The sequence below is a fragment of the Streptomyces sp. CNH287 genome, assembly GCF_000424825.1.
In genome coordinates, this window is sequence record NZ_AUKQ01000004.1 from 132644 (window position 1) to 144830 (window position 12187).

Annotated in this window: 11 protein-coding genes and 2 pseudogenes; 5 read left to right on the top strand and 8 right to left on the bottom strand. The window is 73.5% G+C overall.

The window, feature by feature from the left end; translation table 11 throughout:
* Positions 1-67: 67 nt before the first annotated feature.
* Positions 68-2023 carry a DUF5107 domain-containing protein gene (locus H299_RS0103500; RefSeq protein WP_027747280.1) on the top strand — a complete coding sequence of 652 codons (1956 nt, stop codon included), beginning with the start codon at positions 68-70 and terminating at the stop codon, positions 2021-2023.
* A 36-nt stretch (positions 2024-2059) separates the two neighbouring features.
* Here H299_RS0103500 and H299_RS0103505 read toward each other — a convergent pair whose 3' ends face one another.
* Positions 2060-2614, bottom strand: coding sequence for a hypothetical protein (locus H299_RS0103505; RefSeq protein WP_027747281.1), 555 nt, complete (start codon positions 2612-2614; stop codon positions 2060-2062).
* Positions 2615-3247: 633 nt separating this feature from the next.
* On the opposite strand from H299_RS0103505, the pseudogene H299_RS40160 reads away from it, so the two are divergent.
* Positions 3248-3340, top strand: a pseudogene (locus tag H299_RS40160) (helix-turn-helix domain-containing protein); the annotation flags it as partial.
* Positions 3341-3409: 69 nt separating this feature from the next.
* Here the strand turns inward: H299_RS40160 and H299_RS39845 are convergent.
* From H299_RS39845 to H299_RS0103525, 5 genes and pseudogenes are all read right to left on the bottom strand, one after another.
* Positions 3410-4009, bottom strand: coding sequence for a hypothetical protein (locus tag H299_RS39845; protein WP_027747282.1), 600 nt, complete (start codon positions 4007-4009; stop codon positions 3410-3412).
* A gap of 221 nt (positions 4010-4230) precedes the next feature.
* Positions 4231-4440, bottom strand: coding sequence for a hypothetical protein (locus H299_RS37315; RefSeq protein ID WP_051262093.1), 210 nt, complete (start codon positions 4438-4440; stop codon positions 4231-4233).
* Between the two features lie 276 nt (positions 4441-4716).
* Positions 4717-5690 (bottom strand): annotated as a pseudogene (locus H299_RS37320) (type IV secretion protein Rhs); the annotation flags it as partial.
* Positions 5691-5775: 85 nt separating this feature from the next.
* Positions 5776-6549, bottom strand: coding sequence for a crotonase/enoyl-CoA hydratase family protein (locus H299_RS0103520; RefSeq protein ID WP_027747283.1), 774 nt, complete (start codon positions 6547-6549; stop codon positions 5776-5778).
* Entirely contained in the window at positions 6546-8219 is a 1674-nt protein-coding gene (locus H299_RS0103525; RefSeq protein ID WP_027747284.1) for an acyl-CoA dehydrogenase family protein, read from the bottom strand. The genes H299_RS0103520 and H299_RS0103525 overlap by 4 nt, the downstream gene beginning before the upstream one ends.
* 88 nt (positions 8220-8307) lie before the next feature.
* Here H299_RS0103525 and H299_RS31965 point away from each other — a divergent pair, with 88 nt between their 5' ends.
* Positions 8308-9087, top strand: a complete 780-nt coding sequence (locus H299_RS31965) for a PaaX family transcriptional regulator C-terminal domain-containing protein (protein WP_037757664.1) — start codon at positions 8308-8310, stop codon at positions 9085-9087.
* Between the two features lie 48 nt (positions 9088-9135).
* Here the strand turns inward: H299_RS31965 and H299_RS0103545 are convergent, their stop codons facing one another.
* Positions 9136-9492 (bottom strand): VOC family protein, encoded by a 357-nt coding sequence (locus tag H299_RS0103545; protein WP_027747286.1) that lies wholly within the window; start codon positions 9490-9492, stop codon positions 9136-9138.
* Between the two features lie 133 nt (positions 9493-9625).
* Here H299_RS0103545 and H299_RS31970 point away from each other — a divergent pair, with 133 nt between their 5' ends.
* Together H299_RS31970 and H299_RS31975 are read left to right on the top strand one after the other, a co-directional pair.
* Entirely contained in the window at positions 9626-10135 is a 510-nt protein-coding gene (locus H299_RS31970) for a ribonuclease FAU-1 family protein (protein WP_037757666.1), read from the top strand.
* 124 nt (positions 10136-10259) lie between these two features.
* On the top strand, positions 10260-11360 hold the full coding sequence (locus tag H299_RS31975) for an aminotransferase class I/II-fold pyridoxal phosphate-dependent enzyme (RefSeq protein WP_051262095.1): 1101 nt from the start codon (positions 10260-10262) through the stop codon (positions 11358-11360).
* Between the two features lie 213 nt (positions 11361-11573).
* Here the strand turns inward: H299_RS31975 and H299_RS0103560 are convergent, their stop codons facing one another.
* A complete protein-coding gene (locus tag H299_RS0103560; protein WP_027747287.1) occupies positions 11574-12128 on the bottom strand; it encodes an SUKH-4 family immunity protein in 555 nt (184 codons plus the stop codon).
* Between the last annotated feature and the right edge of the window lie 59 nt (positions 12129-12187).

Here is a 12187-nt window from a genome sequence, read left to right on the forward strand (position 1 = left end):
AACCAGACCAGCAGCAGGCGGGCACCCTCCCGGGGCAGCCGGGCCCGCAGAGAGCGAGGCAGCCGTCGTGGCCACGACCGTACGCAGCAGCACCCTGACCCTGCCCGCCGCCGCCGTCGGCCTCGAGAACCCGCTCCCGCCCCTGCTGCCGCTGGCAAAGCCGCACACCCTCCCGGCCGCCGAACGCGCCGCGCTGCCCGCCGAGATGGCCCGCCAGGTGGGCTACGAGCCCCTGCGGTCCGTGCTGCCCGCCCGCATCCTGGACGGATACGGCCGCGACCGAGCGGAGACCGTCCTGGACACCCTGGTGATCGAGAACGACCGGCTGCGGGCCACCGTGCTGCCGGGGCTGGGCGGGCGCGTCCACTCGCTGCACCACAAACCGACCGGGCGGGAACTCCTCTACACCAACCCGGTGCTGCAGCCCGCCGGATTCGCGCTCAACGGCGCCTGGTTCTCCGGCGGCATCGAGTGGAACATCGGCGCGACCGGCCATACGACGCTCGCCTGCGCGCCCGTGCACGCGGCGCGCGTGCCCGCCCCCGACGGCGGCGAGATGCTGCGCCTGTGGGAGTGGGAGCGGCTGCGCGACACCCCCTTCCAGGTCGACCTGTGGCTGCCGGAGGGCTCGGACTTCCTGCACGTCGGTGTCCGCGTCCGCAATCCGCACGACCGCACCGTGCCGGTCTACTGGTGGTCGAACACCGCCGTACCCGAGGACGAGCGCACCCGGGTGCTCGTACCGGCCGAGGAGGCCTGGCACTTCGGCTACGAGCGCAGCCTGCGCCGTGTCCCCGTCCCGCACCGGCGCGGCGCCGACCGCAGCTACCCGCTGCGCGGCGACCTCCCGGCCGACTACTTCTACGAGGTGCCGCGCGCGGAGCGCAAGTGGATCGCCGCGCTGGACGAGCGGGGCCGGGGCCTCGTCCAGACCTCCACCGACCTGCTGCGCGGCCGGAAGCTGTTCGCCTGGGGCTCCGGGCCCGGCGGGCGCCGCTGGCAGCGCTGGCTCACCGAGCCGGGCACCCCCGGCTACGCCGAGGTCCAGGCCGGGCTCGCCCGCACCCAGCTGGAGCACATACCGCTGGAGGCGGGGGAGGAGTTCGCCTGGCTGGAGGCGTACGGACCGCTCGACGCCGACCCGGCCGCGGTGCACGGTGAGGACTGGGCCGCCGCCCGCACCGAGGCGGCAAACCGGCTGGAGGCGGTGCTGCCGCGCGCGGATGTGGAGGCCGCGTACGCCGCGTGGCGGCCCTGCGCGGACGCCGACCCGCAGGGGCCGCGGCTGGCCACCGGGTCGGGCTGGGGCGCGCTGGAGGTGGCGCGCGGCGGACACCGGCTGCCCGGCACGCCGTTCCCGGCGGACACGCTGGGGCCCGAGCAGCGTCCCTGGCTCGAACTGCTGACCACCGGCCGGCTCCCCGAGGCCGACCTTCGGGACGGCACGCCGCCGGGGCCCTCGCTGGTCTCGGCGGCCTGGCGCGACCAGCTGGAGTGCGCCCCCTCCGGCGCGCTGACCGACTACCACCTCGGCGTGGCCCAGTGGCACGCGGGCGACCGCGCCCAGGCCGTGCGCAGCTGGGAGCGTTCCCTCAAGGCGCAGGAGTCCCCGTGGGCGCTGCGCTGCCTGGCCGTCGCGGACGCGCACGACGCCGCGGCCGGGCTGCACCCGCAGCGGGCCGCGGACCGCGTACTGGGGGCGCTGGACCTGGTCGTCGACGTACGGGCGCTGTCCGCGCTGGTGCGCGAGGCGGTGCCGCTGCTGCTCTCGGCCGGGCGCCTGGCCGAGGCCCGGGAGGCCCTGGACCGCCTGCCGGCGGGCCTGCGGGCGGACGGGCGCTTCCGGCTGCTGGAAGCCCGCGTGCTGGGGGCGGAGGGGGATACGGAGGCGGCGCGCGCGGTTTTCGCCGACGGCTTCGAGGTCGCCGACCTGCGGGAGGGCGACGAGATCCTCCACGAGACCTGGGCGTCCCTGACGGGCGACCCACTCCCGGCGGCGTACGAGTTCCGGATGCGCCCCTGAACCGGGCGTACGTGGCCGGGCCGGCGCCGCTTCGGGTCAACTCCTGCCCGGAGTGCGGCTTCCGGCCCGGTTCCAGGCGATGTTCCGTATCTTTCTGGTGTTGCCGGACTCGGCGAGCAGGGCGAGCAGCGGCCGTGAAGCCGTCCCCTCGGCGAGGCGGCGCTGCATCCAGTCCGTGACCTGAGCCAGCTCGGCCGCCGTCGGTACGTGGCCTTCCTCCACGGACAGGCAGAAGATCCAGTCGTGGACGCGGCGACGGAGGAACGCGCGGTTGCCCTCGGTCCTCAGCCGGTCGGTCTGCGCCAGCAGCGCGGCCGACCACGCCCGGAACCCGGCCGGGCCGGTCGAACCGAGCGCGATGCTGTCCACGAGGGCGACCACCGCCGTCTTGGCCCCCAGTTCGTGGGGGTCGCGCAGGATCGCGGCCACGACGTCGTGGTCCCGCTCGCGGCTCTCCGAGTCGGCGATCACGGAAACGACGCGCTGGTACGCGGCCGACCGTACGTGCTCGTCCGCGACGGCTTCGCCGACGTCCACGTCCGCGATGCCGGCCTTGGCGAGCAGCGCGGTCACGTCTGCGTGCAAGGTCACCACTTCACCACACTTCATCACTGTCCCGAGAGCGGCTCTTGGCGGCCTTGTGCCGCTCCCGGTCCTCCCGCTCGTCCGGTGATCTTCCGCGACACACCCGTCGCCTGCTGTGCGGCGTCTGGCACGCGTCCCCTCGGCCCTTCGGGCCTGGGGAGGCCCCATGCTCGCCGCGTTGTCGGAGTCGCCCATGTACGGCCCGGTACGAGGGCGGTTCTCCGCCTTGTGAGCGCACGCACCAGACGCCGCACAGCCCGGCCTCCGGCCGGACGCCGTCATTTCGACGACAGAGCCTAAGGGCTGTCCCGTAATCCGCGGTGGATCAGCGCACGGCGTCAGATGCGGTGCCCTGCAAGGCGGAGGGTCGTCCTCATACCGGGCCGTATTCGGACGATCCGACAACGCGGCAGGGGACCGTAGCTGGCGTCGTGCGCCCGCCGGGGATTACGGGACGGCCCTTAGCGCCGCATCAACGGCCCTTGTGCTGTGGTGAAATGACGTGCCGTCCGGATTCCACTGTGGCGGCGCGCGTCCGGCAAGCTGTGCCGGTGCGGCAGAGCGCGTGCGGGTTCGTGAGATCGATGAGGACGAGGGCAGGCGGCTGCTGCGGATCATCCGTAGGGGCGCCGGGGCGGTGCTGACTTCCTGGACTCCGAGGGGGTGGTCGACGGCATCAGCCACGAGGGCTCGCGGGCCCTGCTCCGCGAGGAGGGAGTCTCGTTTCCACGTGCGGCACCTGTTCGCCGCCTACGACCTGGCCAAGGACAAGCTCTCAACCGCCACGCCGACGACCGGCGCCTACGGGCCGTCGTCGACAGGGCAAACGTTGCCTGCTGCGGCACGAGCGACTTGAGGACACTGGTTTCGAGTGATCTCGAGCGGAGAGGACGCCGGGACCATCAGCACTCCCGCCGTCAGTTCCCAGCGTGCCTTCGGGTCCGCGGCCCACTCCGGCTCGTCCGGCCAGTCGCTCAGGTAACGCCGTCCGAGATAGGCCGCCGCGAGCGGCGCTTCCAGCTGAACTGGCGGATCCTCCTCCATGAAGGACAGATCATCGTCGTCGGCGGGGACGAACCCGAGGTATGTGTTCGCAAACTGGGCGGTGATGCCGATCAGCTTCGCCAGGACGTCGGTGTTGCCCCGGTTCTCGTCGTAGTCCTCGTCCAGCCGGCCCTCGTCGACGGCGATCTGCACCATCCAGCTGTCATCGATGCGGACCGAGGCCACGAACTCCGAGGGGTCCGGAAGCCACACCTCCAGCGACGGCCCGAAGTCGGCGGGCGCGGTCCGGAAGCCCTGCCCCGCCAGGAACTCGGTGAGGCGCTGCCGGTCGGCCGGGGTGGGTTCGTCACGGTTGTCGTCGTAGGGAAGACCGATGAACCGGAACTTGTCGTCCATGGTGGCAACCTGTCATGTGCGGAGCGCATATCAGTAGCGCGATTCTTTCACCTCTCCGTGCTTCTCTGAGATTTCCCTCAGCCCCTTTGGACGTCGGACAGCGCTGGCCTGAAAAAAGAACTCGAGCTGCGCATCCGGTCGTAGACAGCAAGTGCGGCGACGTCGGAGCGCAGCGCCGTTTCTTCCGCGCCAGGTCGGCTCATGTACTCACCGCCGGCGGCTCAACCTGACCAGACCGACGTCAGGTCCCCGCACTCCACGTAGATGCGGGAGTCGGTCAGCGCGATCTCGTGCGAGCAGCCGGTGTCCAGCGGCAGCACTTCGTCCATGAGTACCGCCTCGTCACTCATCCAGTCCGCCATCCGTGTGAAGTCCAGCTGGAACCGGGTGACCTCGAAGTGCCGCGCCGGGGGGATTCTTCGTGCTTCCACTGGTTCGGCGTGAACCGGACCGACAGGGCGTCGCCCTTGCTCGCGGGCGTGGAGATCCCCGCCAGCTGCAGATCCTTCACACATCTGAGGCTGTGGAAGTCAAAATGGCCCGGCTCGGTGACGAAGCTCCGTGCACCGGGCGGCAGTGACTTGAGGAGGTTCGGCAGTTTCGCACGGTAGCCGCTCGGGTCGATATCGAACCCCGAGAACTCCGCATCCCATTCCACTTTCACGGGTGAGATAGCGGGCGGTTTCGGGGTCGTAGTAGCGGAAGTAGCCGGTCAGGTCGGTGATGATGGCGTGGAAGCGGGTGTCGCCAGTGAGGGGCTCCCGGTCGGTCTGAGTGAGGGGGCGGTGGGTGCTGGGGGCGTAGTCCCAGGTGCTGGTGGTGCTGTTGTGGGTGGTTTGTTCGGCGAGGCGGGTGGCGTCCCAGGTGAAGAGGAGGGTCGTGCCGGTGGGACCGGTCTTGCATATGCGGCGGCCGAGGGGATCGTAGGCGTAGGTCCATTCCTCGCCCTGGGGGTTGGTGGCGGATATGAGGCGGTCCTGGGCGCTCCAGGTGTAGGTCCAGGTGCGGGTTTGGCCGTTCAGGAGCTTGCGGGTCTTGCGGGTGAGGCGGCCCGCGTCGTCGTGTTCGTAGGTGGTGTTTCCCGCGTGCCGGATGACGGTGCCGTTGAACTCGCGGTCGCCTGGGGCGGGGTGGTCCGGTGCGGTGGCGTGGGTCGCGTTGCCTGCGGTGTCGTATGCGTACGTCTCACTCCAGCCGTGTGCCTGGGGGCCGGTCACGCGGCCGACGGGGTCGAGGGTGAAGTGCCGCGTGCCGGTGGTCAGTTCGCGGATCTCGGTGACGTAGCCGTCGGGGCGGTAGGTGTAGGTGCGGTGCTGGAGGGAGGTCGCGGGGGGAGGTTGAGGAGGCAACGGACTGGGCGGTCAGGCGGTCGGTGGTGTCCCAGTCCTGGATGAGAGTGACATCCGCCCAGAGCGCGTTCGACCTCGCGGCCTGCCGCGTCGTGGGTGTAGCGCAGCGTCTCGCCCAGGGCGTTCGTCGTGGCGATCAGGCGGCCCGCTGGATCATAGTCGTAGCGCCACTGCCTGCCTTGGGGGTTGGTGACGGTAGTGAGGCGCAGTTCGGTGTCGTAGGTGAAGGTGTAGTGCGTGCCGTCGGGGTCGGTGCGGGTGGCGGGGAGGTCGAAGTGGGTGCTCGTGTGGCGGGTGGTGCCTCCGGTCTGGTCGGTGTGGGTGACCAGGCTTCACGATCGCGATGACGGTGACCCGGTGCGCGGTCGGCTGGACCCCGCGGGGGCGCAGGCCTGGGGGAGGGCGCGTGCCCCCGGTTCAGGCGTCCGAGCCGTGGCGGCCCGCGCCCGCCGCGAAGCGGGCCGCGCCGTGCAGACCCTCCGCCAGCACGGCCCGGCCGTGGCGGAGTTCGGCCGCCAGCGCGTCCTCCTCGGAGCGGCCCTGCTGGTCCAGTACGGAGGCCCGGTCGCTGCGCAGGCAGTCCTGCGGGAGTTCGGCGAGACGCGCGGCCAGCTCCTCCGCCGCCGTACGGGCGGTGCCGTGCGGCACGAGGCGGTTGGCCAGCCCCATGGCGTGCGCCTCGGCGGCCGGTACCGGGCGCCCGGTGAGGATGAGGTCCAGCGCCCGGGAGGTGCCGATCAGCCGGGGCAGCCGCACCGTGCCGCCGTCGATCAGCGGGACGCCCCAGCGGCGGCAGAAGACCCCGAACACGGCGTCCTCCTCCGCGACCCGCAGGTCGCACCAGAGCGCCAACTCCAGGCCGCCCGCCACCGCGTGCCCGGCGACGGCGGCGATGACCGGCTTGGTCAGCCGCAGCCGGGTCGGCCCCATCGGGCCGTCGCCGTCCGGTGCGACGCGGTTGCCCCGCTCCGTGCCGACGGCCTTGAGGTCGGCGCCCGCGCAGAACGTGCCGCCCTCGCCCCACAGCACCGCGACCCGCGCCGCGTCGTCCGCCTCGAAGGCGCGGAACGCGTCGGCCAGGGCGCGGGCGGTCGGCCCGTCCACGGCGTTGCGGACCTCGGGCCGGCACAGCACCACCGTGCTGACGGGACCCGCCCGCTCCACCCGTACCGCGCGCGGCCCGGTGCTCATGCGGCGACCGCCTCCTCGCCGCCGGGACGGGCCCGCTCCAGGATCGCGGCCAGGTCCGCCCCGGCCGGCAGCGTCCCGAAGGCGTGCCCCCACTCGCCGCCCAGCCGCGAGGCGCAGAACGCGTCGGCCACGGCCGCCGGGCTGTGCCGCACCAGCAGCGAGCCCTGGAGGACCAGCGCCATCCGCTCGGCCAGCCCGCGCGCCCGCAGCTGCGCCGCCGCGGGGTCGGCCAGCCGGGCCAGCTGGGCCAGCTCCTCGCGCAGGGCGGCCACCGCCGCGTCCAGCCTGCGGTCCGCGCCGGCCGCCCGCTCCACCTCGGCCAGGAAGGCGTCCACCGTGCCGGGGTCCTTGACCAGCGCGCGCAGCACGTCCAGCGCGACGACGTTGCCCGAGCCCTCCCAGATGGAGAGCAGCGGCGCCTCGCGGTAGAGCCGGGGCATGCCGGAGTCCTCGACGTAGCCGTTGCCGCCCAGGCACTCCAGGGTCTCCGCCGTGTGCGCGCTGCCCCGTTTGCACACCCAGTACTTGGCCGCCGCCAGCCCCACCCGGCGCAGCGCCGCCTCGGCCGGGTCCCCGGCCAGCGATCCGTCCAGTGCGGTGGCCAGCCGCAGCGCCAGCACCGTCGCCGCCTCCGACTCCACGGCCAGGTCCGCCAGCACGTGGCGCATCAGCGGCTGTTCGGCCACCGCGGCGCCGAACGCGCGGCGGTGCGCGGTGTGGTGCAGCGCGAGGCGCAGGCCCGCCCGCATGCCGGCGGCCGAGCCCAGTACGCAGTCCAGCCGGGTCAGGTTCACCATCTCCACGATGGTGCGCACCCCCCGCCCCGGCTCGCCCACCCGCCAGGCCAGCGCGTTCTCGTACTCGATCTCGGCGGAGGCGTTGGAGCGGTTGCCCAGCTTGTCCTTCAGGCGCTGGAGGCGCAGCCCGTTGCGGGTGCCGTCGGGCTGGACGCGGGGGAGGAGGAAGCAGGTGGGGCCCTGCTCGGTGCGGGCCAGGGTGAGGAAGAGGTCGCTCATCGGTGCCGAGGTGAACCACTTGTGCCCGGTGATCCGGTACGCCCCGTGGCCGTCGGCCGGGGAGGGCAGCGCCCGCGTGGTGTTGCTCCGTACGTCCGAGCCGCCCTGCTTCTCGGTCATCGACATGCCGGCGATCAGCCCGGACTTGCCCAGCGGCCGGCGCAGCCCGTAGTCGTATTCGCGGGAGGCCAGCAGCGGTTCGTACGCTCGGGCCAGCGCGGGTTCGGCGCGCAGGGGGCCGACCGCCGCGTACGTCATCGAGACGGGACAGCCGTGCCCGGCCTCCGCCTGGGACCAGGCGTAGAACTTCGCGGCCCGCAGCAGGTGCGTGCCCGGGCGCGGCTCGGCCCACGGCGCCGCGTGCAGGCCCTGGCTGATGGCCGCCCGCATGAGCGCGTGCCAGGCGGGGTGGAACTCGACCTCGTCGATCCGGTGGCCGAACCGGTCGTGGGTGTGCAGCCGGGGCGGGTTCTCCTCCGCCTGCCTGGCCTGCTCCTGCACCTCGGCGGACCCGGCCCGCGCGCCCAGCTCCCGCAGTTCCGCCTCGCCCCAGCCCGCGCCGCCGCGCCGCACCGCCTCCAGCAGCGCGGGCTCGTCCGCCGTGCTGAAGGCGGTCAGCGGCGGAGCCTGGTTGAGGACTTCGTGAGTGGCCATACCTCGATGTTACGCCGATTCGATACGTGAGCAGAAGACGTAAGGCCGGAGGGTGGCGGGCCGCGGCGGCGTTAGGATCTGCGCTGAGATGGACGACCACGGAACTCTCACACTGCGGCCCTTGACGGCCCGCTCCATCGTGCTCAGCACGCTCCTGGGCCACCACCCGCCCCGGCTTCCGGTGCGGGCGATGGTGCGCGTCGGCGAGCTGTTCTCGATCGCGGAGGGCACCATCCGCGTGGCGCTCTCCCGCATGGTGGCGGCCGGGGACCTGGAACAGCGCGACGGGACGTACGGCCTCACCGCCCGCCTCCTGGAACGCCAGGCGCGCCAGGACGACAGCCGCTCACCGCGCACCCGGCAGTGGGACGGCGGCTGGGAGATCGCGGTCGTCACCGCCGACCGCCGCCCCGCGGGCGAGCGGGCCGCGCTGCGCCAGGCGATGGCGCGGCTGCGGCTGGCCGAACTGCGCGAGGGCAGCTGGCTGCGGCCCGCCAATCTGGACCGCCCCTACCCGTCCGTCGTGCGGGAGCAGTGCACCCTGCTCAGAGGCACCCCGGACGGCGACCCCGCCGCGCTGGCCGCACGGCTGTGGGACCTCCACGGCTGGGCCGACCGGGCCCGCGCCCTGGAGGCGGAACTGGCCCGGGCCCGCTCGGGCGTCCGTACGGGGGACGCCGCGCTGGCGGGCCAGTTCACCGTCTCGGCGGCGGTGCTGCGCCTCCTGCTGTCCGACCCGGTGCTCCCGGAGCCCCTGCTGCCGCCGGACTGGCCCGGCGCGCGGCTCCGGCGGCGCTACGACGCCTCGGAGCGGGAGCTGCACGAGGTGCTGCGGCAGTACGTCGGCCCCGGGCGCGGCCCGGCGTGAGCGGCCACGGCGGCTGACGCCTGGTGCTGCCCGGTGCCGCCCGTACTGTCAGGCGCCGACACCCTGGCGGTCGACGTACTCGAACACCGAGCCGTCGGGGTGCCGGGCCACCACGTTGCGCCCGGCGGGCGTCGGCTTGGGGCCCGCGATGATCTCGGCGCCCACCGCCCGCAGGTCGGCCAGCGCCTGGTCCACGTCCTGGACGGCCAGCGTGGCGACGATCCGGCGCAGCACGTCCAGATGCTCCTGCGGACCGCTCATCAAGAAGAACGGCCCGACGGCGGCCACCGTGACCGGACCCATCCGGAACCGGGCCGCCTCCGCGTCGGCGAGCTTCTCGTACACCGGAATCGCGGTGTCCAGATCGTCCACACACACCCGCAGCGCGGTCCCCAGAATCTCCATGCCCCGCAGGGTAGTTGCTCCCGGCGGTCCGGGTCAGCGCATCCCGCCCGCCGCCCTCGGGCTCCCGCCGGGACGGGCCGCCGCAGCCAGAAATCCGGCTGCGCTCGCCGCGCTCCCCCAAGAGGGTGGGGCCATGGATTCCGCACTGACCGAGGGCGACCCGGTCACCGTCACCCTGCACAAGCACCAGCGGCCCGAGGTGCGCTACCCGGCGACGGTGCTGGCCGACGACGGCGTACGCGTCGTCCTCAGCGCCCCCTGGGCCGGACCGCCGGTGCGCGACTTCGGGTTCGTACGCTTCGAGAGCGGCGACGTCTTCACCGAGCACTACTGGCGGGACCGCTGGTACGCGGTCAAGGAGGTGCGGGACGCCGCGGGCCGCCTCAAGGGCTGGTACTGCGACATCACGCGCCCCGCCCGCGTCGGACCGGGCACGCTCACCGTCACCGACCTGGAGCTGGACCTGTGGGTCGCCGCCGACGGCCGCGAGGTGCTCCGCCTGGACGAGGACGAGTTCCTGGCCGCCGGGCTGACCGAGACCGACCCGGACGCCGCCGCACGGGCGCGCCGGGCCCTGGACGAGCTGGACGCCCTCGCCCGCACGCCCGGTACGCGCGGCATCCGGGGGCTCACGGCGAGGTGAGGCGGTGGCGGAGCGCTGCCGCCGGTCGCCGTGCCGCCGTCCGCCGCCTCTGCGACAGTGGAGGCCACGTACGCGGACCGCGCGCGGGCCCGGGCGCGGGGACGAAGCGCTGGAGGCAGCCTGTATGCGGCACACCGACACGGCGACCGCCGCCAGCGGCTACTGGCGGCGGCGCGGCCTGCCCACCGGTCCCGCCCAGGTGGTCACCGCCCCCGGCGCACCGCTGCTGCTGCTCGCGCTGCTCGCCGCGGCGGACCGGGCCGCCGCGTCCGGCGACGCCCCCGTGGGCGGCGTGCTCCTGCCGCGCCCCGCCGCGGCCTGGCACGCGCCACAGGCCCGCCTGCTGGGCCGCCCGCTGCACCCCGTGCCGGTGCCCGCCGAGTGCGGCGGCGTACCCGATCCCGTCGCGCTCCGGGAGGCGGCCCGCCGGGCCCGTACGGCCGGGGGGGAACCCCGGCTGCTGCTGCTCTCGATCGCCGACGACCCCACCGGCACCGCCGTCCCGCCCGAACTGCTGCACGAGGTCTGCGAGGCGGCGTCGGACGAGGGCCTGCTCATCGTGAGCGACGAGACCTGGCGGGACACCTCGCACGAGCCGCACCACACCGTCGTCGTCAGCCCGGCCGAGATCCTCGGCTCCGCAGCGGACCAGCCGGTGGTGGTGCTCGCGGGACTGGAGGTGGCTCTGGCCCGGCCCGGCCTGCGCGCGGGCATCGCCCGCTTCCCGGACACCGGGCAGGGCCGGGAACTGGGCGGGCTGGTACGCGAGGTGCTGGCCGCGCTGGACACCGACCTGCGCGGTCCCGACGCCGCCGAGACGGCCGAAGCACTGACCGAACCCGCCTCCGTACGGGACCGGCGCGCCGCCGAGGCGGCCCGGCACGGGGAGCTGGCGACGGCGCTGCACGGCGCCCTCACCGAAGCGGGAGCGCTGTGCCGCCCCCCTCAGATCGGGCGGCACCTGTACGCCGACCTGGAGGAGCTGCGGCCCCGCCTCGCCGCGCGCGGCATCGGCGACGCGGCCGGGCTGGAGGCCGAACTCGTGCGGCACCTGGGGACGGGCGTACGCGGCGGGCACCGCTTCGGCGACGACCCGGAGGCGCTGCGGGTACGGCTGTCGACCGGCCTGCTGGCGAAGGGCGGACCGGCGCGTGACCCGGCGCTCGCCGAGGCGGCGCTGCACGCGCTGCGCACGGTGCTCACGGGTCCGCCCGCAGGCGCCTGACACGCGCCGCGCCACCGGGGCGGCGCGGCGGTTCCCGGTGGGGCGCCACCGTGGGCGTGTGCAGGCGCGGCCGGTCTTCCCGGATCAATGTGATGTGCAAGGCCGCGGCCGCGGCACAGGTGTCGATCTGTTCTGTGCGCAGTGCACTCGGCTCGGCATGTGAGTGGCTTCCTCGCGCGCCGCCGAAAACCCGGAGGCCGAACCGTTTGCGCATCAACGCCAGATGCCGTCGACAACCTCTTCGAAGGCCAGATTCCACTGTGATTCCTCGTCGGAAAAGGGAAGTGGATCGAACTCTGTGATCTCATCGCGCAGGGCGTCTACACGTTCCTCGACTGCATCGTCGTCCTTCTCGAGCTGCTTGCGCAGCGCCTCGAACCTGGTCAGCGCGTATACCAGGGATTCCACGTCCCGGTGGAGCGGGCGGTAGTTCAGTTCCTGTTCGCCGTCGGCGAGGGCGTATACGGTCCCCTTGTCCGGGTCGAGTGTGAGCGTGGTGTCGGCGAAGAGGCCGAGCACGAGCCAGTGCCGGCAGGAGTCGGGTACGGTGCCCCGGCTCGCGTACCAGCTGACGAGGTCGATGGGGTCGTCCGTGCGCAGGCTCGCCTTCGACATGAACCAATCGGTGTCGGGGAGGCCGATGGTGCTCAGGAGGAGCGCTGTGCGGTCGTCGAGCCGGTTGTGCCGTGCGCTGTGGCGGGGGAAGTGGATGACGCCCGTCAGGCCGAATGCCGAGCGCACGTCATCGGCGGTGATGGCGAAATGCATGCTGGAGCCTTTGCGTTTCCTGGTTCCGGCGTTCGTGGTCGGACTCGCTGCTTGGTGAA